Genomic DNA, 26,603 nt, shown 5'->3' with positions numbered 1-26,603 from the left:
GTCAGGACTTCCCTTCCGAGGAGGCCACGGGTGCGGTGAGGTCTGCCGCTTCGGGAAGTTCCTCTACGTCGACACCGCGTACCTGGGACAACTCGTGCTTGAGGGCGGCGAGTTCGGTGCCGCCGGCCATGTGGTTGGTGAGCTCTTCGAGGCTGACGTCGGCGCGGGAGGCGTTCAGTTCCATGGTGCCCAGGCGCAGGACGCTGAAGTGGTCGCCGACCATGTAGGCGTGGTGGGGGTTGTGGGTGATGAAGATGACGCCGAGGCCGCGGTCGCGGGCGGCGGCGATGTACTTCAGCACCACGCCGGACTGCTTGACGCCGAGGGCGGCGGTCGGCTCGTCGAGGATGAGGACGCGGGCGCCGAAGTAGACGGCGCGGGCGATCGCCACGCACTGGCGCTGGCCGCCGGACAGGGTGCCGATGGGCTGTTCCAGGTCGTCCAGGACGATGCCCATGTTGCGCAGTTCTTCGTCGGCGGTCTTCTTCATCCGCTCGATGTCGAGACGGCGGATGGGCCAGGGGCCCTTGGTCATCTCGGAGCCGAGGAAGAAGTTGCGCCACACCGGCATCAGCGGGACGACCGCGAGGTCCTGGTAGACGGTGGCGATGCCCTTGTCGAGGGCCTCACGCGGGGTGGAGAAGCGCACCGGGGCGTCGTCGACGAGGAACTCGCCCTCGGTGTGCTGGTGCAGCCCCGAGATGATCTTGATGAGGGTCGACTTGCCGGCGCCGTTGTCACCGAGGACACAGGTGACCTGGCTGGGGAAGACCTTGAGGTCGACGCCGTGCAGGGCGCGGATGTTGCCGTAGGACTTGCCCGCGTTGCGTAGTTCGACGATCGGGGCGTCCTGGTCGGGGGCCTCGTCCTGGAGGATGGCACCGTGGGTGCCGGTTTCTTTGCTGGTCATTCGGGTCACCTCCGGGTCGCCGTGCGCTGGACCCACAGATTGATGAGGACGGCGCCGAGGAGCATCACGCCGAGGAAGGCCTTGAACCAGTCGGGATTCCAGCCGGCGTAGACGATGCCCTGCTGGACCATGCCGAACATGAAGGCACCGAAGACCGGGCCGATCGCGGAACCGGCACCGCCGGTCAGCAGACAGCCGCCGATCACCGCCGCGGCGATGTAGATGAGCTCCTGGCCCACGCCTTCACCGGACTGCACGGTGTTGAACGAGAACAGCTGGTGCATGCCGACGAACCAGGCGCCGAAGCCGACCAGCATGAACAGCGAGATCTTCGTGAACGTCACCGGCACACCCACGGCGCGGGCGCTGCCCTGGTTGCCGCCGACCGCGAAGATCCAGTTGCCGTACTTGGTGCGCAACAGCACCCACGTGGCCAGCGCCGCGAAGACCAGCCACCACACCACGGTGATCTTGACCTGGACGCCACCGACGTCGAAGGAGGAGGCGAAGAGGGCCTTGGCCTGCTCGAAGCCGTCCATGTCGCTGATGTTGTCCGTGGCGACGTTGCCGGTGACCAGCTTGGTGACCGCCAGGTTCACGCCCTGGAGGATCAGGAACGTGCCCAGGGTGACCAGGAAGCTCGGCAGCCCGGTCCTGACCAGCAGCCAGCCGTTGAACAGACCGACCGCGAGGGACACGATCAGGGCGACGACCACGCCGACCCAGACGTTCATGGTCAGCTGGTAGCTCACCATGCTCGCGGTCAGGGCCGAGGTGATCACGGCGACACCGGCGGACAGGTCGAACTCGCCGCCGATCATCAGCAGCGCGACCGGCAGCGCCATGATCCCGATCGTCGACGACTGGTACAGGATGTTCGCCATCGAGCTGCCGTCACGCACGGCCGGAGCCGTGATGAGGAAGAAGACCAGCACCGCGACGGCACCGAGGAAGACACCTACCTCGGGACGGGCGAGGAGGCGCAGCGCCAGCGGCCGCTCCCGGGTCCGCCCGTCGGATTCCTTGCCGGGGCCGGAGGCCGGCGGTGTGGTCACCGCCGGCTCAGCCTGTTGGGTCATGCTCATCACCGAGTGCCCTTCGCGGCGAACGCGTCGATCTTCTCGACGTTCGTCTTGTCGACGAAGGCCGGACCGGTCAGCACCGGGGCCTCGCCGCCGCCCATGTAGTTGCCGTTGTTCTTGTAGAGCCACAGGGAGTCGATCGCCAGGTAGCCCTGGAGGTAGGGCTGCTGGTCGACGGCGAACTCGATGTCGCCCTTGCTGATCGCTCCGGTCAGCTGCTTGTTCAGGTCGAAGGTGGCGACCTTCGCCTTGCTGCCCGCCTCGTCCACGGACTGCGCGGCCGTCAGCGCGAACGGGGCGCCGAGGGCGACGACGTAGTCGATGTCGCTGTCCGTCTTGAGCTTGGCGGTGATCGTGGACTTCACGGACGGCATGTCCGTGCCGTTGACGTTGAGGGTCTCGGTCGTGCCCTCGAACGTCTTCTTCACGCCGTCACAGCGCTGGGTGAGGCCGATGTTGCCCTGTTCCTGGATGACACAGACGGCCTTCTTGGCGCCGGCCTCGTTCAGCCTCTTGCCGAGCGCCTCGCCGGCCACCGTCTCGTCCTGGCCGAAGAACTCCATCAGGCCGAGCTTCTGCCACTCGCTCACACCGGAGTTGAGGCCGACGACCGGGATGTTCGCCTTCGTCGCCTTGCCGACGACGTCCTTCATCGCGTCCGGCTTGGCGAGGGTGATAGCGATGCCGTCGACCTTCTGGTCGATCGCGTTCTGCACCAGGTTGGCCTGGTTGCCCGCGTTCGGGTCGGCTGAGTAGATCAGCTTGATGTTGTCCTTGGCGGCGGCCGCCTCGGCGCCCTTGCGGACGATGTCCCAGAACGTGTCGCCGGGTGACTGGTGGGTCACCAGGGCGACCGTCATGCGGGGAGTGTTGGCCTTGCCCGCGGAGGCGCCCTCCGCGCTCTCCTCGGCCTGCTTGCCACCGGAGCTGCTGGAGCAGCCCGCGAGGGTCAGAGCGGCGGCTGCGGCGACGGCGACCACGGGGGCCAGCCTGCGGGAGCGGGAGTAAGAGCGGTCCATCTTTCCTTGCACCTCACTGTGCGACGGGGTGTGCGACGGGGGAAAGGGTCGGGATCACTGGGATCCATGGGCCCGGACCAGTGGGAGAAGTCCGGGTCGTGTGCCGTGGAACACGGCGGGTTCGCTGGGACGGGATCCAATCCCTAGATGCGCCCGCTGTCAATACTTTGTTAAGACATCATTTCACACTCAGGTCCGAATGTAAGTACAAACTATTGACAGCGTCGGCCTCCACGTCCTACACCTGGGAGGCGGCAGGCCCCGTGGGACCCGAACCCCTGTTCAGCTCTAGGAGCGTCGCGCATGGCCGAGTCAGCCAAGTCCTTCGACTTGATCACGATGGGAAGAATAGGAGTCGACCTCTATCCCCTGCAGTCCGGCCTCCCTTTGACGCGGGTGGAGACGTTCGGCAAGTTCCTCGGCGGTTCGGCCGCGAACGTCGCGGTGGCCGCCGCCCGGCTCGGCCGCACCACCGCGGTGATCACCCGCACCGGCGACGATCCGTTCGGCGCCTACCTGCACCAAGCGCTCAGGGACTTCGGCGTCGACGACCGCTGGGTCACGCCCGTCGCGGCGTACCCGACGCCGGTGACGTTCTGCGAGATCTTCCCGCCCGACGACTTCCCGCTGTATTTCTACCGGCAGCCTAAGGCGCCTGACCTGGAGATACATTCCGACGAACTGGATCAGGACGCGATCCGCTCGGCCCGCGTCTTCTGGATCACCGGCACCGGTCTGAGCGAGGAGCCGAGCCGCTCCGCCACCCTCGCCGCCCTGAAGTCGCGCGACAAGGCGGGCACCACGGTCTTCGACCTCGACTGGCGCCCAATGTTCTGGCGCGATCCGGACGAGGCCCGCCCGTACTACGCCGAGGCGCTCCGGCACGCCACCGTCGCGGTCGGCAACCTCGACGAGTGCGAGGTCGCCACCGGCGTACGCAAACCCCGCGCCTGCGCCGAGGCGCTGCTGGCGGCAGGTGTGGAGCTGGCCGTCGTCAAGCAGGGCCCCAAGGGCGTGCTGGCGGTGCACCGCGACGGCACCGAGGCCGAGGTGCCGCCGGTGCCGGTCGAGGTGGTCAACGGGCTCGGCGCGGGCGATGCCTTCGGCGGCTCACTGGTCCACGGGCTGCTGTCCGGCTGGGATCTGGCCGAAACCATGCGGTACGCCAACGCCGCCGGGGCCCTCGTCGCCTCCCGCCTCGCCTGTTCCTCCGCGATGCCCATCGAGTCCGAGGTCGAGGGCCTCCTCGCGCAGGCGTCATGACGGCCGACCGAGCCACCCCTGAACGGAGCTTTCCTTGAGCATCAGCATCCCCGACCTCACCGCGGTCAGAGCCCGGCACCCCGAGGCGATCGCGGAGGCCGCCGCGCGCCGGGTGCGCCGCCCGCTGATCGGCGACAGCGGTCGCCTGATGATCGTGGCCGCCGACCACCCGGCCCGCGGCGCGCTCGGTGTCGGTGGCCGGCGCCTGGCCATGGCCGACCGGGCAGACCTGCTGGAACGTCTCTGCATCGCGCTGTCCCGGCCCGGCGTCGACGGGGTGCTGGCCACCGCCGACATACTGGAGGACCTGCTGCTGCTCGGCGTCCTCGACGACAAGGTTGTCATGGGCTCCATGAACCGCGGGGGCCTGGCCGGCGCGGCCTTCGAGATGGACGACCGCTTCACCGGCCACCGCGCCGAGGACATCGCCCGGCTGCGCTTCGACGCGGGCAAGCTGCTCGTCCGTATCGACTACGACGACCCGGGATCGCTGACCACCCTGGAGTCCACGGCCCGCGCCATCGACGCCATGGCCGCGCTCCGGCTGCCGCTGTTCGTCGAGCCGTTCCTTTCCCGGCGGATCGACGGCAAGGTACGCAACGACCTGTCCGCCGAGGCCGTCACCAGGTCGATCGCCATCGCCTCGGGCCTCGGCGGCACCTCGGCCTACACCTGGCTGAAACTGCCCGTCACCGACGACCCCGACGACATGGCCGAGGTCCTGGAGACGTCCACACTGCCCGTCGTCCTGCTGGGCGGCGAGGTCGGGGGCTCCGCCGAAGAACAAGCGGGAGCGTACGAGCGCTGGGGCAAGGCGCTCAAGCTCCCCACCGTTCAGGGCATGGTCGTCGGCCGCTCGCTGCTCTACCCGGCCGAGGGCAGTGTGGAGACGGCGGTGGACACGGCCGTCGGCCTGTTGTGACACGCACTGTGACGCGGAGGAACACGATGACGTATCACCTTCCCGCGGGAAAGGCGCTCGGCGGCCCGTACGTCGTGGACGTCACGCCCGAGAAGGCCGGCTGGGGCCACTCCAGCCTGAAGGTCCTGGAGCTGCCGCCCGGTGGCTCGCACACCTTCGACACCGGTGACAGCGAATGGATCGTGCTGTCGCTGAACGGCGGCTGCTCGGTCGAGGCGACCGACGACTTCGGCCACGACACCTTCCGTCTCACCGGCCGGGACAGCGTGTTCAGCGCGGTCAGCGACTTCGCCTACGTGCCGCGCGACGCCCGTACGACCATCTCGTCCGCCGGCGGCGGACGGTTCGCGCTGACCGGCGCGCGCTGCTCGCGGCGGCTGCCCGCCCGCTACGGACCTGCGTCGTCGGTGCCGGTGGAGTTGCGTGGCACCGGCAACAGCAGCCGTCAGGTCAACAACTTCGGCGCGGCGGGCGTCTTCGAGTGCGACAAGCTCATCGCGGTCGAGGTCATCACGCCGGGCGGCAACTGGTCGTCCTTCCCGCCGCACAAGCACGACGAGCACCGGCCCGGCGAGGAGTCGGTGCTGGAGGAGATCTACTACTTCGAGTTCGCCGACCACGAGGGCACCCCCGGCCTCGGCTACCAGCGTGTCTCCCCGTCGGGTCACGGCCGGGGCACCGACGTCCTGGCCGAGGTGCGCGGCGGCGACGTCGTGCTGATCCCCGACGGCTGGCACGGGCCGTCCATGGCCGTCCCCGGCCACCACATGTACTACCTCAACGTCATGGCGGGCCCCGAGGCCGAGCGGGCCTGGCTGATCTGCGACCACCCCGACCACGCCTGGATCCGCTCCACCTGGCCGGACCAGCCCGTCGACCCCCGTCTGCCCCTCTACACCGCTGAGTCCCAGTGAGGTCCCCGATGAGCCGTTCCACCGTCCGTCTGACCGTCGCCCAGGCGCTCGTGCGGTTCCTGTCCGTCCAGTACACCGAGCGCGACGGCGTACGGCACCGGCTGGTCGCCGGGACCTGGGGCATCTTCGGCCACGGCAATGTGGCCGGCATCGGCCAGGCGCTGCTCCAGGCGGGCGAGGACGTCATGCCGTACCACCAGGGCCGCAACGAGCAGTCGATGGTGCACGCGGCCGTCGGGTACGCCCGTCAGCTCAACCGCCTCTCGGCGCAGGCGGTGACGACGTCCATCGGCCCCGGCGCGACGAATCTCGTCACCGGTGCCGCCCTGGCGACGATCAACCGTCTGCCGGTCCTGCTGCTCCCCGGCGACTACTTCGCCTCGCACGCCCCCGACCCGCTGCTCCAGCAGCTGGAGCACCCGACCGAGGCGGACGTGTCGGTCAATGACACCCTGCGGCCGGTGTCCCGCTACTTCGACCGGATCACCCGCCCCGAGGCCCTGATCCCGTCCGCGCTGAACGCCATGCGCGTGCTCGCCGACCCGGCCGAGACCGGCGCGGTCACGCTGGCCCTCCCCCAGGACGTCCAGGCGGAGGCGTACGACTGGCCTCAGGAGTTCTTCGCCGAGCGCGTCTGGTACGTACGGCGCCCCGCGCCCGACCCGGTCGAACTGGCGGCGGCCGTCGAGGCGATCCGGACCGCCGGGCGCCCGCTGATCGTCGCGGGCGGCGGCGTCCACCACAGCGAGGCCGAGGAGGCGCTGAAGGCGTTCGTCGAGGCCACCGGCATCCCGGTCGCCTCCACCCAGGCCGGCAAGGGCTCGCTGCGGTACGACCACCCCGCCGACCTCGGCGGCATCGGCCACACCGGCACGTCGGTCAGCGACGACATCGCCCGCGCGGCCGACCTGGTGATCGGCGTGGGCACGAGGTACACCGACTTCACCACCGCCTCCGGCACGCTCTTCCAGAACCCGGACGTGCGCTTCGTCAACCTCAACATCACCGGCTTCGACGCGCACAAGCTCGCCGCACGGACACTGGTCTGCGACGCGCGGGCAGGGCTCACGGCCCTGACGGAGGCGCTTTCCGGCCACCGCGTGGACGCGGCCTACGAGGCCGAGTACCGCGCCGGCAAGGAGCGTTGGGACGCCGTCGTCGAGGCCGCCTACCGCGCCGACGACGAGAGCGCCGTACCGACGCAGACCCAGGTGCTGGGCGCGCTGGACGCGGTGGTCGGCGACGACGACGTGGTGATCAACGCGGCCGGTTCGCTCCCGGGCGACCTGCACAAGCTGTGGCGGTCCCGTTCGCCGCGCCAGTACCACCTGGAGTACGGCTACTCCTGCATGGGCTACGAGATCCCGGCCGGGATCGGCATCCAGCAGGCCGCCCCGGACACGGCCGTGTGGTCGCTGGTCGGCGACGGCACCTATCTGATGATGCCGACGGAGATCGTCACCGCGGTCCAGGAGGGCCTGCCGGTCAACATCGTCCTGATCCAGAACCACGGCTACGCCTCCATCGGCGGGCTGTCGGCCGAGACCGGCGGCGAGCGGTTCGGCACCGACTACCGCTTCCGGGCCGCCGACGGCACCTTCACCGGCGCCCCGCTCCCGGTCGACCTCGCCGCCAACGCGGCCAGCCTCGGTATGGACGTGCTGCGCGCCAAGACGGTGCGCGAGCTGCGCGAGGCGCTGGCCACGGCCCGTGCCTCCGACCGGCCGACCTGCGTGTACGTGGAGACGGACGTCAAGAACCCGAACTCGCCGGGTGCCGCGGCCTGGTGGGACGTGCCCGTGGCCGAGGTCGCCTCCCGCGAGGCGGCCGTCGAGGCCCGCGAACGCTACGACCAGCACGTCGCCGACCGTCGCCATCACCTCTGAACTCCCCGCACCGAACCGCACCCGACCCGCACCCGAAAGGCCCTCGCGCACCATGAAGACCATCACCCACTGGATCGACGGCAAGCCCGTGGAGGGCGGCTCCGGCCGCTTCGCCCCCGTCTACAACCCGGCCACCGGCGCCCAGGAGAAGCAGGTCGCCTTCGCGACCGTGGACGAGGTGGACGCCGCCGTCGCCTCCGCCAAGGCCGCGTTCGAGAGCTGGGGTCAGTCCTCCCTGGCCAAGCGCACCGCGATCCTGTTCAAGTACCGCGAGCTGCTCGACGCCCACCGCGACGAGATCGCCGAGCTGATCACCGCCGAGCACGGCAAGGTGCACTCCGACGCGCTCGGCGAGGTCGCGCGCGGCATGGAGATCGTGGAGCTGGCCTGCGGGATCTCCGTGCAGCTGAAGGGCGAGCTGTCGACGCAGGTGTCGAGCCGGGTGGACGTGGCCTCGATCCGGCAGCCACTGGGCGTGGTCGCCGGCATCACGCCGTTCAACTTCCCGGCCATGGTGCCGATGTGGATGTTCCCGCTGGCCATCGCGTGCGGCAACACCTTCGTGCTGAAGCCGAGCGAGAAGGACCCGTCGGCGTCCTTCCGGCTGGCCGAGCTGGCCTCCGAGGCCGGGCTGCCGGAGGGTGTGCTGAACGTCGTGCAGGGCGACAAGGTGGCCGTGGACCGGCTCCTTGAGCACCCGGACATCGAGGCGGTCTCCTTCGTCGGCTCGACGCCGATCGCGAAGTACATCCAGCTCAAGGCAGTTGAGCACGGCAAGCGCGTACAGGCCCTCGGCGGCGCCAAGAACCACATGCTGGTCCTGCCCGACGCCGACCTGGACTTCGCCGCCGACCAGGCGATCAACGCCGCGTACGGCTCGGCGGGCGAGCGCTGCATGGCGGTGTCGGTCGTGGTCGCCGTCGGTGACACCGGCGACGAGCTCGTCGGCAAGATCGCCGAGCGCGCGAAGAACCTGCGCATCGGCCCCGGCAACGACCCGGCCTCCGAGATGGGCCCGCTGATCACGCGCGAGCACCGCGACAAGGTGGCGTCCTACGTGGCTTCGGCCGCCGAGCAGGGCGCCGAGGTCGTCGTCGACGGCACCGGCTACAGCGTCGAGGGCCATGAGGACGGCTTCTTCCTCGGTGTCTCGCTGCTGGACCGGGTGCCGCTGACGGCGGACGCGTACCGGGACGAGATCTTCGGCCCGGTGCTGGCGGTGGTCCGTGCGGAGACGTACGAAGAGGCCATCAAGCTGATCAACGGCTCCCGTTGGGGCAACGGCACCGCGATCTTCACCCGTGACGGCGGCGCCGCCCGTCGCTTCCAGCTGGAGGTGAAGGCGGGCATGGTCGGCGTGAACGTGCCGATCCCGGTGCCCGTCGGCTACCACTCCTTCGGTGGCTGGAAGGACTCGCTCTTCGGCGATCTGCACATCTACGGCAACGACGGCATCGCCTTCTACACCCAGGGCAAGGTCATCACCACCCGCTGGCCGGACCCGTCCGACGGCGGCATCAACCTCGGTTTCCCCAGCAACTCCTGACGCCCTGACAGGGAGGTCGTCCCATGGCGAAGCCCCGTGGCTCCGCACGCGCCGCGTCCGCCTCCGCGCTGGACTCGGTGGACTTCGCCCTGGACCGGGGCAGTCCCGTTCCGCTGTACTACCAGCTCGCCCAGCAGCTGGAAGCGGCGATCGAGCACGGGGCCCTCGCCCCGGGCAACCTCCTCGGCAACGAGGTCGACCTGTCGGTGCGGCTGGGCCTGTCCCGGCCCACCGTCCGGCAGGCGATCCAGTCACTGGTCGACAAGGGGCTGCTGGTGCGCCGGCGCGGGGTGGGCACCCAGGTGGTGCACAGCCAGGTGAAGCGCCCGCTGGAGCTCAGCAGCCTCTACGACGACCTGGAGGCGGCCGGGCAGGGCCCGACCACGCAGGTCGTCCGCAACGAGCGCGTCCCGGCGGCCGCCGACGTCGCCGCCGCGCTCGGTATCGCGGAGGGTGCGGAGGTCACGGTGCTGGAACGGCTGCGCCGCACCCACGGCCAGCCCGTGGCCGTGCTCTGCAACTACCTGCCCGCGACCCTGCTCGACCTCGACACCGCCCGGCTGGAGTCGACCGGCCTGTACCGGATGATGCGGGCCGTCGGCATCACCCTGCACAGCGCCCGGCAGACCATCGGCGCCCGCAGCGCCACCGCCGAGGAGGCCGAGCGCCTCGACGAGAAGGAGGGCGCCGCGCTGCTGACCATGCAGCGCACGGCGTACGACGACACAGGCCGACCGGTCGAGTACGGGACGCACATCTACCGTGCGTCCCGGTACGCGTTCGACTTCCAGCTGCTGGTCAGGCCTTGAGGGTCGCGGTGAAGGGAGTGACCGGCCGCTGGAGCCGCCGGCCGTCCACGGTGATGTCGACGGCCTCGTTGTAGAAGGCCAGGAGGTCCTTCACCGGACCCACCGCGGGCAGCGGCTCGGCATAGCTCCACAGGATGTTCCGCGGGACCTCGCCCTCGCCGCTCCAGGTCCAGTACTGGGCCGTGCCCTTGTACGGGCACCCGGTGTGGTGGTCGGTGGGCTCGAACAGGTCGAGCCGGACGTCCTCGCGGGGCAGGTAGTACCGGGTCGGCAGCCCGGTCTCGAACAGCAGCACAGGACGGTGCGTGTCCGCGACGACCGTGCCGTCGATCTCGACCTGGACATGGCGGCTGCTGGGCATGGCGTCCACCCGTTTGTGCGGGTCGCGCGGGTGGATGAAGATCTCTTCCTCCTCCTCGTACCAGTGGTCGAGGCCGGTCCCCCAGCGCCAGAACCACTCGAAGGCGATGTGCCCGGCGAGATCGGCGGCGGGGAAGGTCCATGCCGCGTTCTCCACCAGCTCGCCGTCGGCCTCCAGGTCGTAGAAGATCTGCGACCCGGTGTGCTTGCCCGGGGTCGGATTCCTGGCCGGGCGGAGGAGGTCCGTGCGGACCTCCTCGCGCGGGAACGCGTAGCACGGGACGGGAAGATCGGGTTCCCAGACCAGAACGGGGTGCCGGCTGTCGACGACGGTGACATCGCCCTTACGACCGCGCACCCAGCGCTCGCTGGGCTCCCAGAGGAGGCCTTCGGGGGTCGTCCGGACGTTCCGCTCGTTGGGGAACAGAGGCATGGCCCACTCTCCTTCGGCTCCTCCTCGGAGCGTACTCCCGGTGCGGTCAGTGGGCCGCGTCGAGCCGGGCCCGCTGGTCGGCGGTCAGCTCCAGGTCCACGGCGGCCAGGCTCTCCTCCAGCTGGGCCACGGACGACGCCCCGACCAGCGGGACGATGGGCAGCTCGGCGCCGATCTGCCAGGCCAGGACGACCTGGTTGACGGTGGCGCCGGTCTCCTGGGCGACCTCGCGCAGCACCTTCAGACGGGTAGGGGTGCCGGGGTGGTCGAAGTCGGCGGGCAGCGCCACGTCCGGGCGGGTGTACGCGCCCTTCAGCAGCGGCGAGTAGGCGACCAGGGTCAGGGCGGGTTCGGCGCGCAGATAGCTCAGCAGCTCCGGGCCCGCGTGGCCGAGGCTGCCGTCGGGGAACAGGCCCTCGGGTATGTCGAGGCGGGGCCGCAGGTGGCTGTGGGCGTACTGCAGCACCTCGTAGCCGGGGAGGCCCGCCGCGGCGGCGAGGGCGCGTGCCCGCTCCACACGCCAGGTGGCGTGGTTGCTGACGCCGAGGAGGCCGACCGTGCCTTCGGCGACCAGTTCGGCGAAACCCTCGACGGTCTCCTGGAGAGGGACCTTCTGGTCCTCGATGTGGGCGTAGAGCAGATCCAGTTTGGCCACGCCGAGCCGGTCGCGGCTGCGCTCCGCCGACTCGCGGATGACCTTCGCCGACAGGCCCTCGGCGTTGTCGACGTATCCGGTGCCGGGGGCCAGCGGCCGGGCTCCGAGCTTGGTGGCGATGACGATCTCGTCGCCGACGCCGCGGCTGCGGCGCCACCGGCCGAGCAGTTCCTCGCTCTGCCCGCCCTGGCCTGCGTCGACCCAGAAGGCGTAGTTGTCGGACGTGTCGATGAAGGTCCCGCCGGCCTCGACATAGCGGTCGAGTACGGCGAAGGAGGTCTCCTCGTCGGTCCGTGAGCCGAACAGCATCGCGCCGAGCGCGAGGACGCTGACCTCGCGGCGGGTGTTCGGGGCGGTGCCGATGGTGCGGTACTTCATGGATGAGTCCCCTCCCGTTCGCGCGCCCGTCTTCGGGGCACGAACGGGAGTGTTCATCTTGAAGCGCACTTCAAGTCAAGGGCGTGGACGGCCACTTGGCGGTCACCTGGCGAACGGGCCCTCCAGCGCCGCCCACTGCAGCAGCATGATGGTCTTGGCGTCGTTGATCTCCCCGGTGCGGATCATCTCCAGGGCCCGGCGGAAGGGCAGTTCGAGGATCTCGATGTCCTCGCCCTCCTCGTCCAGGCCGCCGCCCTCGTGGGTGTGGGTCGAGGGGCCGTAGGCGGCGGCGTAGAAGCTGACGCGTTCGGTGACCGAGCCCGGGCTCATATAGACGTCGAAGACGTGCTGGACGGCGCCGATGGTGTGCCCGGTCTCCTCCACCACCTCACGCCGCACGGCGATCTCCGGGTGCTCGTCATCGTCGTCGAGCAGTCCGCCCGGTGTCTCGATCAGCATGCCGTCGGGGTGGCCGTTGACGTACACCGGGAAGCGGAACTGGCGGGTGAGCAGGACGGTTTCGCGTTCGGCGTCGTACAGCAGCATGGTGGCGCCGTTGCCGCGGTCGTGTGTCTCGCGCTGCTGGGTCCTCCAGGTGCCGTCGGCGTGCTGGAAGTCGAAGGTGGTGGCGCGCTCGACGTACCAGTGGCTGGACAGGAGCTGTACGTCCCGCACCTTGACGCGGGGATTGCCGGTCAGGTCCCGGCCGGCCTGGTCGAGTCCGGTGCGGCCGCGGCGGTCGGGGGTGTCGATGCCGGCGGTCATCGGGCACCGGCCGAGGGGACGAGCGAGGGGATGGGCATGTTGGTCATGGCCCGCTTCTACCATCCGGGCCCGGTGTGCGTCGCGCCGACGGGTGTGCCGCTCCAGGTCCGCGTTTCGGCCACTCGGCGGCGAGGAGCCCGGAAACGATCAAGGGCCTCGACCCATGGAGATGGAATCGAGACCCCGATGTGTGATGACAGTTCATCGAACCGTCGGGACGACAGGATTTGAACCTGCGACCCCTTGACCCCCAGTCAAGTGCGCTACCAAGCTGCGCCACGTCCCGGTGCGTATCGCGCGGAGAACCGCGTGATCGCGCGAACAGCACTTTACCTCATGTCGACCACCGCACCGAAGCGAGCCTCCGGTATGCGGACGGCCGATGGACAATCGGAGGTATGGGAAGCACACCGTCAGAACGGCAGGCGACCGCGCGGGACCGGGATCACGAGGGGCGGGCGCGTAACGCGCGGCCCCGGGACGGTCTCGGGCGACCCCTTCCGTACGGCGCGGACGGCGTCGCCCGCCAGCCCGAGGGCGTCGTACGCGCACCGGAGCAGAGCGTCACGGAGGCGCAGGAACTGCTGGACGCGGGGAAGCCCTTCCACGCGCACGAGGTCTTCGAGGACGCGTGGAAGTCGGGGCCGGAGGAGGAGCGGGCCCTGTGGCGCGGGCTGGCCCAGCTCGCGGTGGGTCTCACGCACTCGGCCCGGGGGAATGTGACCGGCGGGGCCAGGCTGCTGCGGCGCGGGGCCGGGGCCGTTGAGCAGTGGGCGGCCGGTGGTGGGGGGCAGCGGCCGTACGGGATGGACCTCCCGGGGCTGGTCGCGTGGGCTCGGGAGCTCGCGGGGGTCGTGGAGGACGTGGCGGACGGTGCCGGGGCGGTGGACGCTCGGGGGTGGGCGCCGCGGCTGCGGGGGCGGGATTAGAGGGCTTCCGGCGGCCGACGTGGACGCGGTGCCCGCGTTGTCAGTGGCGTGCGGCAGACTCGGGGCGTGCGAAAGATTCATGTCATCGGGATCGGGGCGGGCGACCCCGAGCAGCTGACGCTTCAGGCGGTCAGGGCGCTGCGGAGTACGGACGTGTTCTTCATCCTCGACAAGGGCGAGGTGAAGGCGGACCTCACGGGGCTGCGCCGGGACATGTTGGACGCGCATATACCCGAGGGGACGTATCGGGTCGTGGCCGCCCGGGATCCCGAGCGGGACCGGTCGGCCGGCGGTGCCGCCTACTCCCCCGCCGTCGGGGACTGGCGCAGTGCCCGCGCCGGGATCTACGAGCGGCTGATCGCCGAGGAGCTGGGCGAGGACGAGACCGGCGCGTTCCTGGTGTGGGGTGATCCCGCGCTGTACGACAGCACGCTCGGGATCCTGGAGGAGGTGCTGGACGCGGGCGCGGTGGACTTCGAGTACGACGTCGTCCCCGGCATCAGCAGCGTCTCCGCGCTCGTCGCCCGGCATCGCACGGGGCTCAACCGCGTCGCCCGGCCGGTGCAGATCACCACGGGGCGGCGGCTGGCCGAGGGCTTCCCGGCGGACGTGGACGACGTGGTCGTGATGCTGGACGCCCATCAGACGTTCCGGCAGTACGCCGACCAGGACATCGACATCTACTGGGGCGCGTACATCGGGACCCCGGACGAGATCCTCGCGTCCGGCCCGATCGCCGAGGCCGCGCCCCGTATCGAGCGGCTGCGTGCCGAGGCGCGCGAGCGCAAGGGCTGGATCATGGACACATATCTGCTGCGCCGGAATCCCAAGGAACAGTAGACGGCTCAAGCTGCCCGATCAGGGCGGAGCGAGTCGCGCCGGCGGCCGGCGTCATCATGGCCTCAGGCCGAGCCGCTCCAGCACCCCCGCCACATCCGGCACCACGTCCACGCCCTCCGGGAGCAGTGGTCGGCGTACGACCACTACGGGGAGGGCGAGTTGACGGGCGGCCGTGAGTTTGGCCGAGGTCGCGTCGCCGCCGCTGTCCTTGGTCACCAGGACCTCGATGTCGTGGCCGCGCAGCAGCGAGGTCTCGTCGGCGACCGTGAACGGGCCCCGAGCCAGCAGCACTTCGGTGTGCGGGGGCATCGGCGGCTCGGGCGGGTCGACGGAACGTACGACGAAGCGCAGGTCCGTCAGATGGGCGAAGGCGGCGAGACCCAGGCGGCCGGTGGTGAGGAGCACACGGCGACCCAGGCTCGGCAGCAGGGCGGCGGCCTCGTCGAGGGAGCCGACCTCGTGCCAGCGGTCGCCGGGGCCGGGACGCCAGCCGGGGCGGCGCAGGACCAGCGCCGGTACGCCGGTCGCCCGCGCGGCGCGGGCAGCGTTCGCCGTGATCGACTCGGCGAAGGGATGCGTGGCGTCGACGAGGAAGTCGACCTGCTCGGCGCGCAGCCAGTCCGCCAGGCCCTCAGCACCGCCGAACCCCCCGATGCGCACGTCCCCCTCGACCGCGCCCGGCCGTGACACACGCCCCGCGAGCGAGGTGGTGACACGAACGCCGGGCTGCGCCGTGAGCGCGGCGGCCAGTCTCCGGGCCTCGGTGGTGCCGCCGAGGATCAGAATATGGCGGGGGCACATGGGGCGCGGGCACATAGGCCGAGCGTACGAGGTGTGGCGTGGGCGTGTGTGGGCCGGTGCCATGCCCGAGCGAACCCATACACCCCGCCGCCCGCCACGGGCCGAGCGCGGCGAACACTATGAACACAACGATCTGACCGTGGTCCCTCGTCCCGTCCCTCCCTAGCATCACGGCGCACGGCTCAGCGACGCGCCGAAACGGACGAGGAGCAGCGTCTTGGACTGGACGAGAACGAACGCAGTGATCCGCAGGTCGGTCCCCATGCCCGCACGGCGCCGTACGACGCCGGCCGCCGTCCTGGCCGGTGCCGTCGCCGTCGGCATCCTCGTCGGTGCCTCCAACGCCCGGGGCGAGACGGCGGGACCGGTCCTCGCCGAGTGTCCCGCCGACCTCGTCGGCAAGGCCGACTGCTACACCGGGCGCGACGCGGCCGGCGCCTACTACGCGATAGCCGTGCCGTCCGACTGGAACGGCTCCCTGGTCGTGCACGCCCACGGCGGTCCCGACCTCGGCACGGAGTCCGACCCTGCGCGCAGCCTCGACGACCTGGGCCGCTGGTCGGTGATGGTGAAGGAGGGCTACGCCTGGGCAGGTTCGTCGTACCGCCGGGGCGGCTACGGGACGCGGATGGCCGCGGCCGACACGGAGAGCGTGCGCCGGCTGTTCGTCGAGGAGTTCGGCAAGCCGCGGCGGACCTATGTGCACGGGCAGTCGTGGGGCGGGAACGTCGCCGCGAAGGTGGTGGAGACCTACGGCAGCCGGAAGGGCGCGTACGACGCAGCCCTGCTCACCAACGGCGTCCTGGGAGGTGGCTCGCGCGGCTACGACTACCGCGTCGACCTGCGCGTCGTCTACCAGTACTACTGCGGCAACCACCCCCGGCCGACCGAGCCGCGGTACCCGCTGTGGCAGGGCCTGCGGGCCGACTCGACCATGACGTCCGCCGGCCTGCGCGCCCGGCTTCAGGAGTGCACGGGATTCGCGTCGCAGCCGCAGGAGCGGACCGCTCCGCAGCAGCGCAACCTCGACGACATCCTCGCGGTCACGCGGATCCCGGAGCGCACCCTTGAGTCGCATCTGCGGTTCGCGACCTTCACCTTCCGGGACATCGTGCACGAGCGTCTCGGTGGCCGGAATCCCTTCGGCAATCAGGGCGTCCGCTACTCCGGGTCGCATGACGACGAAGCGCTCAACGCCGGTGTCGAACGGTTCGCCCCCGACCCCACGGCCGTACGGGATCTGTCCTACGACAGCGATCTCACCGGCGAGGTCTCGATCCCGGTGCTGACGCTGCACGCCATCGACGACCCGACGGCGTTCGTCGAGCACGAGGCGGCCTTTCGGGCCACGCTCAAGGGCGCCCGGCGGGACGGGCACCTGGTGCAGACCTTCACCCGGGAGCACGAGCACAGTGAGCTGAGCGATGCCGAGTACGCCGCGTCCGTCGCCGCCCTGGACGCGTGGGTGCGCAAGGGGAAGAAGCCCACGCCGTCGTCGGTCGCGGCGTCGTGCGGCGAGTTCGACGAGACGTACGGCACGGGCTGCTTCTACGACCCCGGCTTCCGTCCTGCGCCGTACGCCTCGCGCGTCGAGCCACGGCCGGGCGGGCTGCGCTGGCCGGCCATGACGGCAGGTCAGGAGCGGGCGTGGAGCAGGATCGAAGGGGTCGGTATCGCTCCCTGAGCGCAGACGGCCGGACCGGTCTATCGTCCTGGCATGGGATCCGTACGGGCCGTCCTCATCGACATCGACGGAGTCCTCACCGTGTCGTGGCAGCCGCTGCCCGGCACGGTCGAGGCGTTGCGGGAGATCCGCGAGGCCGGGCTCGGCGTCACGCTGGTCACGAACACGACCTCGCGGACGCGGGCCTCGATCGCGCACGCACTGGCGGACGCGGGGTTCCCGGTGTCCGCCGAGGATGTCCTGACCGCGCCCGCCGTCACCGCCGCCCATCTCGCCGAGCACTGGCCCAGGGCGCGGTGTGCGCTGCTGAACAGCGGGGACATCGCGGAGGACCTGGTGGGGGTGACCCTCGTCGGCGAGGACGAAGGCGCCGACGCCACACCGGACGTCGTGGTCGTCGGGGGTGCCGGGCCCGAGTTCGGCTACGCGGAGCTCAACCGGGCCTTCGGGCATCTCCAGCGCGGGGCCCGGCTGGTGGCCATGCACCGGAACCTGTACTGGCGTACGGACGAGGGGTTGCAGCTCGACACCGGCGCGTTCCTGGCCGGGCTGGAGCAGGCCGCGCGGGTCGAGGCGGAGATCACCGGGAAGCCGTCGGCAGCGTTCTTCGAGGCGGCGCTGGCGCATCTGGGGGTCGGTGCGGACGAGGCGGTGATGGTGGGGGACGACATCGAGTCCGATGTGCTGGCGGCACAGCGGGCCGGTGTCACGGGCGTGCTGGTGAAGACCGGGAAGTACCTGCCGGAGACACACCGGGCCGCGAGTGGCACGCCCGACCATGTGATCGACTCGTTCGCCGATCTGCCCGCACTGCTGGCGGAACTGCGGGGGTCAGCGCAGCAGTAGCTGGAGGCCGCCCACGACGGTCGCCGCGATCACGAGCTGCTCGAACAGCCGCTGGTTGATCCGGTCGACGGCCCACTTGCCGAGCAGCGCTCCGGGCACGACGAAGATCACGAGGGCCGCGTCGAGGAGGAGCGAGGAGCCGTCGATCAGGCCGAGTCCGGCGCTGAAGGGCACCTTGGAGACATTGACGATCAGGAAGAAGAAGGCGGAGGTGCCGAGGAAGCCGAGCTTGCGGAAGCCGGCCGACAGCAGGTACATCGACATCACCGGGCCGCCCGCGTTGGCGACCATCGTGGTGAAGCCGCCGAGGACGCCGTACGAGCGGGCCTTGACCCGGCCGGCCCGGGTGGTGACCGAGTCGGGCTCGAACTCCTTGTCGGCCGTACGGCGGCGCCAGACCGTGACCGCCGCCATCATCAGCAGGATCGCGCCGATCGACGTACGGACGATCGCGTCGTCGGCCCACACCAGGAACAGCGTGCCGAAGACGACGCCGGCCGCGACCGCGGGGAACAGGCGCCACAGTGTGGGCCAGTGGGCGTGCCGTCGGTAGGTGAGGACGGCGAGCACGTCACCGGCGATCAGGATCGGCAGCAGGACGCCGGTGGAGGCGCGGGCGGGCAGTACGGCGGCGAAGATCGCCAGGCTGACCGTGTTGGCCCCGCTCACGGCGGTCTTGGAGAAGCCGACGAGCAGGGCCGCGAAGGCGAGCGCGGCGAACTCCCAGCCTGTTATGTGCCAAAGCGTCATCGTGTCCATGCGGAGACAGATGCTATGTGCAGACAACAGGTACCGGTAAGGACCGTCTCGCCAGTTGGGAGATTGCTAATGCCTCTCCACCAGCACCGCGCTTCCCTGCCCGACTCCCACACACATCGTCGCGAGCCCCCGCTCCGCTCCCGTCCGCCGCATCCGGTGCAGCAGTGTGGTCAGGATCCGTGCGCCCGAGCAGCCCAGCGGGTGCCCCAGCGCGATGGCGCCGCCGCTCGGGTTGACCAGGTCGGGATCGATGCCGAGCGCGTCCACGCACGCGAGTGCCTGCGCCGCGAACGCCTCGTTGAACTCGGCCTCCTGGATGTCGGCGATCGTCCAGTCGGCCCGGGCCAGGGCCTTGCGGGTGGCGGGGACCGGGCCGATGCCCATCACGTCGGGGTGGACGCCGGCGGAGGCGCCGGCGACATAGCGGCCCAGGGACTCCAGGCCCAGTTCGTTGAGTGCCTCCTCGCTGACCAGGAGCAGTCCGGCCGCGCCGTCGTTCATCGGCGAGGCATTGCCCGCGGTGACCGTGCCGCCGTCCCGGAAGACCGGCTTCAGCCGGGACAGCTTCTCGTACGAGGTGTCCTCGCGGATGCACTCGTCGCTGTCGACGACCACCGAGTCCGGGCGCTCCACCGGCAGGAGTTCGTCGTCGAAGTGGCCGTTCTTGCGGGCTTCTGCGGCCCGTTGGTGGCTGCGCAGGGCGAAGTCGTCCTGCCGCTCGCGCGGGATGCCGTACCGCTCGGCGACCTCCTCGGCCGTCTCGCCCATGGACAGCAGGCCGTGCAGCTCCTTCATCGCCGGGTTGACCAGGCGCCAGCCGAGCCGGGTGTCGAAGGTCTCGACGCGGTGGGGCAGTGCCTCGTCGGGGCGGGGCAGGACGAAGGGGGCGCGGCTCATGGACTCGGAACCGCCCGCGAGCACGATGTCGGCCTCGCCGGCGGCGATGGTGCGGGCGGCGGTCGTGACCGCCTCCAGGCCGGAGGCGCACAGTCGGTTGACCGTGGCACCGGGCACGGACTCCGGGAGGCCGGCGAGCAGCGCGGCCATGCGGGCGACGTTGCGGTTGTCCTCGCCGGCCTGGTTGGCGGCGCCCCAGTAGACGTCGTCGACGCGCGCCGGATCCAGTGCGGGTACGTCGGCGACGAGGCCCCTGATCACGGCGGCGGCGAGGTCGTCGGGCCGTACGGACGACAGCGCGCCGCGCAGCTTGCCGATGGGGGTGCGGCGGGCGGCCGCGAAGTGGACGGGACGCACGACAGGACTCCTGACCGGGCAGTATGGATCAGTGGGTGGATCGGGGGATGAATCAGCGGATGGATCGGCGGGTGGATCGACACCCTGTTAATTAGCGCTGCTAGTTTTGGACTATAGACCGACCCGCCGCACCCTGGGAAGATCCCCTGGGACCTTCACCGACCCAGCCGACCACAGCGGACCGCAGCCGGAGGAACCATGGCCGACACCCGTGAACACGTCCTCGACGGCAGCCGGGGCTCGATCGTCGTACGGGAGTGGCGAAACCCCCGGCCCCGCTACGTCGCGCTCGTCGTCCACGGCTACGGCGAGCACGTCGACCGGTACGCCGAGGTGGCGGATGTGCTGGTCGGGCATGGTGCGGCCGTGTTCGGGCCGGACCACATCGGGCACGGGCGGTCGGCCGGCGAGCGTGTGGTGATCGAGGACTTCGAGGACGTGGTCGCCGATGTGTACACCGTCGCCGCCCTCGCCCGGGCCGCCCATCCGGACCTGCCGGTCGTCCTGGTCGGGCACTCGATGGGCGGACTCGTCGCGGCACGGTACGCGCAGCTGCACGGTGACGGGCTCGCCGCCCTGGTGCTGTCCGGGCCCGTGATCGGCGACTGGGAGCTGCCCCGGCGGCTGCTCGCCCTCGACGAGATCCCCGACACCCCGATCACCCCGGCCGCGCTCTCCCGCGACCCCGAGGTGGGGCTGGCGTACACGAGGGATCCGCTGGTCTGGCACGGGCCGATGAAGTGGCCGACGGTGCGGGCGTTCGCCCGAATGCTGGACACCGTGTCCAAGGGCGGCAGCATCGGCCGCCTGCCACTGCTGTGGCTGCACGGCGACGACGACCGTCTGGTGCCGCTCCCGGGCAGCCGGGTCGGGATCGAGGAGCTGCGCGGGGAGGAGACGACCGAGCGTGTCTACGCCGGGGCCCGGCACGAGGTGTTCCACGAGACGAACAAGGAGGAGGTCTTCGCGGACCTGATCCACTTCCTGGACGGTGTGCTCGCACACTGAGACAGGTCGCGTTTGCGCCGATTCGCCCTGGGCACCCGCGCGGCATGGAGTGGTTGCAGCGTCTGGAGTGGTCAGCGCGCCGCGCCGCCGCTCCGAAACGGCCATGACCAAGCCAGAAGGAGGAGCTCGTGATGACCGTGGTCAAGAGCACGCTCCCCGAGCCGGCTCGCCGGGTCGCCGGGGACGCCCTGCAGAGCACGCTCGTCGATCTTCTCGGACTCTCGCTGATCGGGAAGCAGGCGCACTGGAACATCGTGGGCCCGCGGTTCCGGTCGATCCATCTCCAGCTCGACGAGGTCGTCTCACTGGCCCGCACACACGCCGACACCGTCGCCGAACGCGCCTCGGCGCTCGGCGTACCGCCCGACGGCCGGCCGGAGACGATCGCGGCCGCCTACACGCTGCCCGGCCCCAAGGAGGGCTGGATGCGCGACGGGGAGGTCGTCCAGCTGATCGTGGACACGCTGGATGCGGCCATCGGACGGCTGCGCGAACGCGTCGACGCCACCGCCGAGCCGGACCCGATGACCCAGGACCTGCTGATCGGCATCACGCGCGACCTGGAGAAGCAGCGCTGGATGTTCGACGCGGAGAACTGGCCGCGCAACGACTGAGAACGACCCGGAACGAACGACTGAGAACGTCGAGAACTGGCCGCAACGACGGAGAACAGGGGCACACCGTGACCGACGCCCTCGAACTCGACGCGCTGTGGGAGGACTTCCACCGCGTGGTGAACATGACCTCGCAGGAGCTGGCCACCTGGCTCCGGGTCAGCGACGCGGACGAGGAGACCGAGCCACTGCCCGACCAGGCCGGCACGCCGACCGGGCAGCACGTCCTCGCGATCCTCCAGAAGCGGCGCACGGACCTCACCGACGACGACATCCAAGTCATGTACGACGTCGTCGACACCGTCACCGAGGAGGCGGACCTCGAGAACGAACCCGAGCCCGAACAGACGCGCCGCCGCCATCAGTTGATGACGATCGGCCACGATCCGCTGAGGCCGTGAGCGACGGTTGAAGCCATGAGCGACGACAGGAAGGTCGTACGGGAGCTCGTGCGCGGTCACGGGCGGACGTTCGCCGAGGAGGCGGGCATTCCGCTGAAGGACACCCCGCAGCCGCTGTACCGGCTGCTGGTCCTGGCCCATCTGCTCAGCGCCCGGATCCGCGGTTCGATCGCCGTCGACTCCGCCCGCGCCCTGTACGAGGCGGGGCTGCGCGATCCGCGCCGGATGGCCGACGCCGACTGGCAGGAGCGGGTGGACGCGCTCGTCCGGGGCGGCTATCGGCGCTACGACGAGCGCACGGCCACCCAACTCGGCGACGCCGCCGAGCTGTTGACCGAACGGTGGGGCGGCGATCTGCGGCGGCTGCGCAAGGAGGCGGACGGCGACGTCGACGAACTGCGCCGCCTGCTCCAGGAGTTCCCCGGCCTGGGCCCGTCCGGTGCCGACATCTTTCTGCGCGAGGTCCAGCGGGTCTGGCCCGAAGTGGCGCCCCGGCTGGACGACAAGGCGCTTTCCGGCGCCCAGCGGCTCGGCCTGCCCAAGGATCCGGACCGGCTGGTCGAGCTGGCCGGGGACACCGAACCGGCCGTCCTCGCCGCCGCGTTGGTGCGGGCCTCGCTGGACAAAGAGGTGGCCGAAGACAGCCTCCGCCAGGCTTCATGATCGTGAAAGACTGCTCGAACAGCCCTTGTCGAGCAGAGGAGTTCTCGCGTGACCGGAACCGAGCCGGCCGTCAGCCCGGCCGTCAGTCCGGCCGTCAGTCGTATCGACACGACCAGACCGCATTCGGCCCGCGTCTACGACTGGTTCCTCGGCGGCAAGGACAACTACCCGGTCGACGAGGAACTCGGCCGGCGGATCACCGCCATCAACACGGACGCCCCGCGCGCCGCCCGCGCCAACCGCCGCTTCATGCAGCGGACCACGCGCCGGCTCGTCCGGGACACCGGCATCCGCCAGTTCCTCGACATCGGCACCGGCATCCCGACCGAGCCCAACCTCCACCAGATCGCTCAGACCGCGGTACCGGACGCGCGGGTCGTCTACGTCGACAACGACCCGATCGTCCTCGCCCACGCCGAGGCCCTGCTGCGCGGCACGCCCGAGGGCGTGACGGAGTACGTCCAGGCCGACGCCCGGGAGCCGCGCACGATCCTCGAACAGGCCGCGCGCGTACTCGACCTCGACCGGCCCGTCGCCCTGTCGCTGATCGCCCTGCTGCACTTCATAGCGGACGAGGACGGCGCGCACGACATGGTGGACACCCTGGTCGGCGCGCTGGCGCCGGGCAGCGCGCTGGTCCTGTCCGCGATGACAGCCGACTTCGAGCCGGAGAACGTGCGGCGGGGCATCGAGGCGTACGCGGCAAGCGGCGTCACGCTCGTCGCACGCTCGCAGGCCGAGGTGGGCGGCTTCTTCGAGGGACTCGACCTGATGGAGCCGGGGATCGTGTCCCTGACGGACTGGAACCCGGAGCCCTCGGAGGACCGTACGCCCGACGACGAGGGGATCGTGTCGCTGTACGGCGGGGTGGGGCTCAAGCCCTGACGGGTCGGCAGCTGGGAGGGTCAGCAGCTTGCACGGGTCAGCAGCCCTGACGGGTCGGTCAGCCCAGCAACCACCCGCCGTCCACGGCGAGTTCGACCGCGTTGACCGACCGGTTGCGCAGCAGGAAGTCCACCGCGTCCACCACGTCGGCCATCGTGGCGAGCCGTCCGACGGGTGTCCTGGCGCGCAACCCCGCCAGCACCTCCCCTGGCTTGCCCGCCCAGTGCGGGCTGTCGCCCACGACCCCGGGGTGGACGGCGTTGACCCGCACGGGCGCCAGCTCGACGGCCAGGGTGTGCACCAGGCCGCGCACCCCGGCGTTGACGGTCGCCACCGTCGTCGCCCCGGGGTACGGGCGCTCCTTGGCCTGGCCGCCGAACAGCACGATCGCGCTGTCGTCGTGCAACCGGGGCCGCAGGGCGTGCACGACCTCGGTGTAGCCCACGAGTTTGACCGTGACCAGCCGCAGCGCGGCGTCGATGTCGTACTCGGCGACCCGGTTCTCGTCCCGTGAGATGCCCGCGATCACCAGATGGTCCACGCGCCCGACCCCCTCCAGCGCGCCGGCGATCTCATGCGGCCGCGAGAGATCGAGGGCGAGGCCCCAAGCGGCGCCGACCTCCTTCGCCACCATGGCGGCGCGATGCGCGTCCCTGCCCGTGAGCACCACCTCGTCACCCCGCCCCGCGCGCAGGCGGGCGAACTCGCGGCCGATCCCGGACGTCCCCCCGACGACGACCACACTGCTCATGATCCCAGAACCTCCCTCAGATACTCCCAGTCCCGAGTGAACCGGTAGGAGTGCCGGACCGGCGGCTGCGGCGCCTGTGTCTCCAGCCAACGCACCGGCCCCTGACCCGCGTTGGCGAACCCGTGCACACATCCCGCGCCCGCCCAGGCGACGTCGCCCGGCACCAACCGGTACCGCTCGCCGTCGAAGGTGGCGTCCACGACGCCCTGAAGGATCAGATACGTCTCCTCGAAGGGATGGTCGTGCGTGCCCACGACGCCGTCGGGCGCGTACTGCACCATGAACATGGTCGAGGCGACCGCGCCGAGGTCGCTGTCGACCATCATCTTCACGGTGATCCCGCTGTACACGAGCAGCGCGGTCCGCATGCTCGCCGACAACGCCAGCAGGTCCTGCGACTGCTTGCCGGGGTCCATCTGCGCGGGCTCGATGTGGCCGAAGGACCTGGTGCGCGGGTCGCGGACGTCGATGCGGACGGGGTCGCGCGCCGGCAGCGCGGGCACGGCCTGGGTGTCGTGGCCGTAGCGGGCGCGCGGCACCGGGGCGAGCATGTCGGCCCAGCGTCCGCCCGTGTCCCCCGCGCCGCGCCAGGCGTGCGGGACACCGGCCGGCAGGAGGCCGTAGTCGCCCTCTTCGAGGCGGTACGACCCCTCGGGCAGATCGAGAATCACGGCCCCGCCGAGCACATGGAAGCTCTCCTCGTACGAGTGCACATGCGCGCCGAGGAGGCCGTCGGGCCGTATCTCGCACAGGCCGAAGCCGGTGTGCACACTCCCGTCGCTCTCGCCGACCAACTCCCGTCGCCGATGGCCGAGTTCGTCGTACGGCGGCTCCGGGACGTCGGCGGCGAGGCGCACCAGGTGTCGGGTCATGCCGCGCTCTTCGCCTCCTTCGCGGCCAGGAGCCGGTCCCGGGACTCCTGGACCAGTCGCCGGGCCCGGTCGACGTCGGCGACGAGCCGGCCGTCACGCTTGTGGATCACGCCGTCGACGATGACCGTCTCGACATTGGAGACGTCCGCCGACAGCGTCACCGCGGCGGCCGCGTCATGCACCGGGGCGACATTGAGCGCGGTGGCGTCGATGGCGACGACGTCGGCGCGCTTGCCGGGGGTGAGGGAGCCGGTGCGGTGTTCGAGACCGGCGACGTGTGCGCCGTTGCGGGTCGCGATCTCCAGCATCTGACGTGCCGTCAACATGATGTCGGGCACGGGCATGTTGGCCTTCCAGCAGTCGGCGTTGACCCGGGCGCGTTCGGCGCCGAAGGCCGCCCGGATCTGGGTGAACATGTCGCCGGGCACGGTGGTGACGACGTCGACGCTCAGGGACGGCCGCAGCCCGTACTCGACGGCCTTCATCACGGGCGGCCAGCCGTGCCCCATCTGCACCTCGACCTGCGGCGCGATCGACACCGTCCCGCCACTGTCGGCGACCATCCGCCACTCGTCCTCGTGGAGGTAGCAGCAGTGGATGTAGGTGGTGTCGGGGCCGAGGAGCCCCAGGTCGTGCAGTTGCTTGACCATCCCGAAGCGGCCCGCGAGGCGGCCCATGGCCACATGCACGGTGATCGGGATGTCCAGCTCGCGGGCGAGGGCCCACTCGGCGGTGACGACGTCGTTGACGCAGAAGCCGGGGCCACGGGTGGCCAGGGCCATGGTCAGCAGGCCGTCGTCGGAGGAGAAGTGGGCGTCGCGGATCCGCCGTACGTCGTCACCCGGGATCGCGATCTTGCTCTCGAACCAGTAGTCGGCGAGCGAGGTGTTGGCGCTGCCGTACGCGTACTGGGCGCGGATCCCGCTCTCCTTGAGGCCCTGGATCGCGGCGTCCGGATGCGCGGGCGTGTTGTTGATGTGCGACCAGTCGACGAGGGTGGTGATGCCGGCGTTCAGGCACTCCAGCGAGCCCGCGAGGTTGGCCGCGTACACGTCCTCGGGCGTGTAGAGCGGGGCGAAGGTGTCGAGGATGTCGACGAAGTAGTCGTCCAGGGTGGCGTCGGGGGCGACGTTCCGGATGGACGCCTCCCAGGTGTGCCGGTGGGTGTCGACGAAGCCGGGGATCACGATACGGCCGTTCATGTCGAGCACGTCCGCGTCGGCGCCGATCTCCCGCTCCACGGCCGTGATCCTCCCGTCCTCGATGAGGACGTCGCCCTGGGGCAGATCCCCGATGGAGGAGTCCATCGACAGTACGTGACCGCCGCGCAGGAGTATCCGATTGCTCATCGCCG

Annotated in this window: 27 protein-coding genes and 1 tRNA gene; 15 read left to right on the top strand and 13 right to left on the bottom strand. The window is 70.6% G+C overall.

From position 1 onward, the window contains the following. Position 1: 1 nt before the first annotated feature. From ACZ7NC_RS15605 to ACZ7NC_RS15595, 3 genes are read right to left on the bottom strand one after another with little or no spacing between them, the layout of a single operon-like run. Positions 2–910 (bottom strand): ATP-binding cassette domain-containing protein, encoded by a 909-nt coding sequence (locus tag ACZ7NC_RS15605; RefSeq protein ID WP_471488482.1) that lies wholly within the window; start codon positions 908–910, stop codon positions 2–4. 5 nt (positions 911–915) lie between these two features. Beyond that, positions 916–1,995, bottom strand: a complete 1,080-nt coding sequence (locus tag ACZ7NC_RS15600; RefSeq protein ID WP_471488481.1) for an ABC transporter permease — start codon at positions 1,993–1,995, stop codon at positions 916–918. After that, positions 1,995–3,011: a sugar ABC transporter substrate-binding protein gene (locus tag ACZ7NC_RS15595; RefSeq protein WP_471488479.1), complete on the bottom strand. Its 1,017-nt coding sequence runs from the start codon at positions 3,009–3,011 to the stop codon at positions 1,995–1,997. The genes ACZ7NC_RS15600 and ACZ7NC_RS15595 overlap by 1 nt, the downstream gene beginning before the upstream one ends. 303 nt (positions 3,012–3,314) lie before the next feature. On the opposite strand from ACZ7NC_RS15595, the gene iolC reads away from it, so the two are divergent. Genes iolC through ACZ7NC_RS15565 form a run of 6 tightly spaced genes read left to right on the top strand, consistent with a single transcriptional unit; the run spans position 3,315 to position 10,351 of the window. Continuing rightward, positions 3,315–4,274, top strand: coding sequence for a 5-dehydro-2-deoxygluconokinase (gene iolC, locus ACZ7NC_RS15590; RefSeq protein ID WP_471488477.1), 960 nt, complete (start codon positions 3,315–3,317; stop codon positions 4,272–4,274). 34 nt (positions 4,275–4,308) lie between these two features. After that, entirely contained in the window at positions 4,309–5,196 is an 888-nt protein-coding gene (locus ACZ7NC_RS15585; RefSeq protein WP_471488475.1) for a Cgl0159 family (beta/alpha)8-fold protein, read from the top strand. Between the two features lie 26 nt (positions 5,197–5,222). Next, the gene (iolB, locus tag ACZ7NC_RS15580; protein WP_471488473.1) at positions 5,223–6,110 is read left to right on the top strand and encodes a 5-deoxy-glucuronate isomerase; all 888 of its coding nucleotides are present in this window, start codon (positions 5,223–5,225) and stop codon (positions 6,108–6,110) included. 8 nt (positions 6,111–6,118) lie between these two features. After that, entirely contained in the window at positions 6,119–7,996 is a 1,878-nt protein-coding gene (iolD, locus tag ACZ7NC_RS15575; RefSeq protein ID WP_471488471.1) for a 3D-(3,5/4)-trihydroxycyclohexane-1,2-dione acylhydrolase (decyclizing), read from the top strand. Between the two features lie 52 nt (positions 7,997–8,048). Next, complete coding sequence (locus tag ACZ7NC_RS15570; RefSeq protein ID WP_471488469.1) at positions 8,049–9,542, top strand: CoA-acylating methylmalonate-semialdehyde dehydrogenase; 1,494 nt, start codon at positions 8,049–8,051, stop codon at positions 9,540–9,542. A gap of 23 nt (positions 9,543–9,565) precedes the next feature. Next, entirely contained in the window at positions 9,566–10,351 is a 786-nt protein-coding gene (locus ACZ7NC_RS15565; protein WP_471488468.1) for a GntR family transcriptional regulator, read from the top strand. Here the strand turns inward: ACZ7NC_RS15565 and ACZ7NC_RS15560 are convergent. The 4 genes from ACZ7NC_RS15560 to ACZ7NC_RS15545 all read right to left on the bottom strand — a co-directional run bounded on the left by ACZ7NC_RS15560 (position 10,341) and on the right by ACZ7NC_RS15545 (position 13,228). Further along, the gene (locus ACZ7NC_RS15560) at positions 10,341–11,144 is read right to left on the bottom strand and encodes a DUF427 domain-containing protein (RefSeq protein WP_471488467.1); all 804 of its coding nucleotides are present in this window, start codon (positions 11,142–11,144) and stop codon (positions 10,341–10,343) included. The genes ACZ7NC_RS15565 and ACZ7NC_RS15560 overlap by 11 nt on opposite strands. 46 nt (positions 11,145–11,190) lie before the next feature. Beyond that, positions 11,191–12,177 (bottom strand): aldo/keto reductase, encoded by a 987-nt coding sequence (locus ACZ7NC_RS15555; protein WP_471488465.1) that lies wholly within the window; start codon positions 12,175–12,177, stop codon positions 11,191–11,193. Between the two features lie 102 nt (positions 12,178–12,279). Further along, a complete protein-coding gene (locus ACZ7NC_RS15550) occupies positions 12,280–12,942 on the bottom strand; it encodes an NUDIX domain-containing protein (RefSeq protein WP_471488464.1) in 663 nt (220 codons plus the stop codon). 212 nt (positions 12,943–13,154) lie between these two features. Then, a tRNA-Pro gene (locus ACZ7NC_RS15545) sits at positions 13,155–13,228 on the bottom strand. Positions 13,229–13,340: 112 nt separating this feature from the next. On the opposite strand from ACZ7NC_RS15545, the gene ACZ7NC_RS15540 reads away from it, so the two are divergent. Both ACZ7NC_RS15540 and cobF read left to right on the top strand, forming a co-directional pair. After that, entirely contained in the window at positions 13,341–13,871 is a 531-nt protein-coding gene (locus ACZ7NC_RS15540; RefSeq protein ID WP_471488462.1) for a DUF309 domain-containing protein, read from the top strand. Positions 13,872–13,937: 66 nt separating this feature from the next. Beyond that, positions 13,938–14,711 (top strand): precorrin-6A synthase (deacetylating), encoded by a 774-nt coding sequence (cobF, locus tag ACZ7NC_RS15535; protein WP_471488460.1) that lies wholly within the window; start codon positions 13,938–13,940, stop codon positions 14,709–14,711. Between the two features lie 54 nt (positions 14,712–14,765). Here cobF and ACZ7NC_RS15530 read toward each other — a convergent pair whose 3' ends face one another. Next, entirely contained in the window at positions 14,766–15,527 is a 762-nt protein-coding gene (locus ACZ7NC_RS15530) for a cobalt-precorrin-6A reductase (protein WP_471488458.1), read from the bottom strand. A 247-nt stretch (positions 15,528–15,774) separates the two neighbouring features. On the opposite strand from ACZ7NC_RS15530, the gene ACZ7NC_RS15525 reads away from it, so the two are divergent. Next, entirely contained in the window at positions 15,775–17,196 is a 1,422-nt protein-coding gene (locus ACZ7NC_RS15525) for an alpha/beta fold hydrolase (protein WP_471488672.1), read from the top strand. A gap of 33 nt (positions 17,197–17,229) precedes the next feature. Next, complete coding sequence (locus tag ACZ7NC_RS15520) at positions 17,230–18,042, top strand: HAD-IIA family hydrolase (RefSeq protein WP_471488457.1); 813 nt, start codon at positions 17,230–17,232, stop codon at positions 18,040–18,042. Here ACZ7NC_RS15520 and ACZ7NC_RS15515 read toward each other — a convergent pair. Further along, the gene (locus tag ACZ7NC_RS15515; protein ID WP_471488455.1) at positions 18,028–18,801 is read right to left on the bottom strand and encodes a sulfite exporter TauE/SafE family protein; all 774 of its coding nucleotides are present in this window, start codon (positions 18,799–18,801) and stop codon (positions 18,028–18,030) included. The two genes, ACZ7NC_RS15520 and ACZ7NC_RS15515, sit on opposite strands and share 15 nt — an antisense overlap. Positions 18,802–18,867: 66 nt before the next feature. Continuing rightward, entirely contained in the window at positions 18,868–20,055 is a 1,188-nt protein-coding gene (locus ACZ7NC_RS15510) for a thiolase family protein (RefSeq protein WP_471488454.1), read from the bottom strand. A 198-nt stretch (positions 20,056–20,253) separates the two neighbouring features. Here ACZ7NC_RS15510 and ACZ7NC_RS15505 point away from each other — a divergent pair, with 198 nt between their 5' ends. The 5 genes from ACZ7NC_RS15505 (at position 20,254) to ACZ7NC_RS15485 (ending at position 23,626) form a co-directional block, all read left to right on the top strand. Further along, positions 20,254–21,063: an alpha/beta hydrolase gene (locus ACZ7NC_RS15505; RefSeq protein ID WP_471488452.1), complete on the top strand. Its 810-nt coding sequence runs from the start codon at positions 20,254–20,256 to the stop codon at positions 21,061–21,063. 131 nt (positions 21,064–21,194) lie between these two features. Further along, positions 21,195–21,677 carry a Dps family protein gene (locus ACZ7NC_RS15500; RefSeq protein WP_471488451.1) on the top strand — a complete coding sequence of 161 codons (483 nt, stop codon included), beginning with the start codon at positions 21,195–21,197 and terminating at the stop codon, positions 21,675–21,677. 68 nt (positions 21,678–21,745) lie between these two features. Next, complete coding sequence (locus tag ACZ7NC_RS15495) at positions 21,746–22,078, top strand: DUF3140 domain-containing protein (protein WP_471488449.1); 333 nt, start codon at positions 21,746–21,748, stop codon at positions 22,076–22,078. 15 nt (positions 22,079–22,093) lie between these two features. Next, complete coding sequence (locus ACZ7NC_RS15490) at positions 22,094–22,741, top strand: HhH-GDP family DNA glycosylase (protein WP_471488448.1); 648 nt, start codon at positions 22,094–22,096, stop codon at positions 22,739–22,741. A gap of 48 nt (positions 22,742–22,789) precedes the next feature. Further along, the gene (locus ACZ7NC_RS15485; RefSeq protein ID WP_471488446.1) at positions 22,790–23,626 is read left to right on the top strand and encodes an SAM-dependent methyltransferase; all 837 of its coding nucleotides are present in this window, start codon (positions 22,790–22,792) and stop codon (positions 23,624–23,626) included. 58 nt (positions 23,627–23,684) lie between these two features. On the opposite strand, the gene ACZ7NC_RS15480 is transcribed toward ACZ7NC_RS15485, so the two are convergent. The 3 genes from ACZ7NC_RS15480 to ACZ7NC_RS15470 are packed head-to-tail and all read right to left on the bottom strand — an operon-like array spanning position 23,685 to position 26,598. Beyond that, positions 23,685–24,377: an SDR family NAD(P)-dependent oxidoreductase gene (locus tag ACZ7NC_RS15480; RefSeq protein WP_471488444.1), complete on the bottom strand. Its 693-nt coding sequence runs from the start codon at positions 24,375–24,377 to the stop codon at positions 23,685–23,687. After that, a complete protein-coding gene (locus ACZ7NC_RS15475) occupies positions 24,374–25,249 on the bottom strand; it encodes a cupin domain-containing protein (RefSeq protein ID WP_471488442.1) in 876 nt (291 codons plus the stop codon). Before ACZ7NC_RS15475 ends, ACZ7NC_RS15480 begins: the two co-directional genes overlap by 4 nt. Further along, the gene (locus tag ACZ7NC_RS15470) at positions 25,246–26,598 is read right to left on the bottom strand and encodes an amidohydrolase family protein (RefSeq protein ID WP_471488440.1); all 1,353 of its coding nucleotides are present in this window, start codon (positions 26,596–26,598) and stop codon (positions 25,246–25,248) included. Before ACZ7NC_RS15470 ends, ACZ7NC_RS15475 begins: the two co-directional genes overlap by 4 nt. Between the last annotated feature and the right edge of the window lie 5 nt (positions 26,599–26,603).

This window comes from Streptomyces sp. NPDC111802 (assembly GCF_055634335.1).
Note: the sequence above shows the minus strand (reverse complement) of the source record. Positions and strands in the feature narration are given on the sequence as shown.

Coding starts and splice junctions, on each gene's coding strand:
- ACZ7NC_RS15605 (WP_471488482.1), bottom strand. CDS start 910: ATGACCAGCAAAGAAACCGGCACCCACGGTGCCATCCTCCAGGACGAG.
- ACZ7NC_RS15600 (WP_471488481.1), bottom strand. CDS start 1,995: ATGAGCATGACCCAACAGGCTGAGCCGGCGGTGACCACACCGCCGGCC.
- ACZ7NC_RS15595 (WP_471488479.1), bottom strand. CDS start 3,011: ATGGACCGCTCTTACTCCCGCTCCCGCAGGCTGGCCCCCGTGGTCGCC.
- iolC (WP_471488477.1), top strand. CDS start 3,315: ATGGCCGAGTCAGCCAAGTCCTTCGACTTGATCACGATGGGAAGAATA.
- iolB (WP_471488473.1), top strand. CDS start 5,223: ATGACGTATCACCTTCCCGCGGGAAAGGCGCTCGGCGGCCCGTACGTC.
- iolD (WP_471488471.1), top strand. CDS start 6,119: ATGAGCCGTTCCACCGTCCGTCTGACCGTCGCCCAGGCGCTCGTGCGG.
- ACZ7NC_RS15570 (WP_471488469.1), top strand. CDS start 8,049: ATGAAGACCATCACCCACTGGATCGACGGCAAGCCCGTGGAGGGCGGC.
- ACZ7NC_RS15565 (WP_471488468.1), top strand. CDS start 9,566: ATGGCGAAGCCCCGTGGCTCCGCACGCGCCGCGTCCGCCTCCGCGCTG.
- ACZ7NC_RS15560 (WP_471488467.1), bottom strand. CDS start 11,144: ATGCCTCTGTTCCCCAACGAGCGGAACGTCCGGACGACCCCCGAAGGC.
- ACZ7NC_RS15555 (WP_471488465.1), bottom strand. CDS start 12,177: ATGAAGTACCGCACCATCGGCACCGCCCCGAACACCCGCCGCGAGGTC.
- ACZ7NC_RS15550 (WP_471488464.1), bottom strand. CDS start 12,942: ATGACCGCCGGCATCGACACCCCCGACCGCCGCGGCCGCACCGGACTC.
- ACZ7NC_RS15540 (WP_471488462.1), top strand. CDS start 13,341: ATGGGAAGCACACCGTCAGAACGGCAGGCGACCGCGCGGGACCGGGAT.
- ACZ7NC_RS15530 (WP_471488458.1), bottom strand. CDS start 15,527: ATGTGCCCGCGCCCCATGTGCCCCCGCCATATTCTGATCCTCGGCGGC.
- ACZ7NC_RS15525 (WP_471488672.1), top strand. CDS start 15,775: ATGCCCGCACGGCGCCGTACGACGCCGGCCGCCGTCCTGGCCGGTGCC.
- ACZ7NC_RS15520 (WP_471488457.1), top strand. CDS start 17,230: ATGGGATCCGTACGGGCCGTCCTCATCGACATCGACGGAGTCCTCACC.
- ACZ7NC_RS15515 (WP_471488455.1), bottom strand. CDS start 18,801: ATGGACACGATGACGCTTTGGCACATAACAGGCTGGGAGTTCGCCGCG.
- ACZ7NC_RS15505 (WP_471488452.1), top strand. CDS start 20,254: ATGGCCGACACCCGTGAACACGTCCTCGACGGCAGCCGGGGCTCGATC.
- ACZ7NC_RS15500 (WP_471488451.1), top strand. CDS start 21,195: ATGACCGTGGTCAAGAGCACGCTCCCCGAGCCGGCTCGCCGGGTCGCC.
- ACZ7NC_RS15490 (WP_471488448.1), top strand. CDS start 22,094: ATGAGCGACGACAGGAAGGTCGTACGGGAGCTCGTGCGCGGTCACGGG.
- ACZ7NC_RS15480 (WP_471488444.1), bottom strand. CDS start 24,377: ATGAGCAGTGTGGTCGTCGTCGGGGGGACGTCCGGGATCGGCCGCGAG.
- ACZ7NC_RS15475 (WP_471488442.1), bottom strand. CDS start 25,249: ATGACCCGACACCTGGTGCGCCTCGCCGCCGACGTCCCGGAGCCGCCG.
- ACZ7NC_RS15470 (WP_471488440.1), bottom strand. CDS start 26,598: ATGAGCAATCGGATACTCCTGCGCGGCGGTCACGTACTGTCGATGGAC.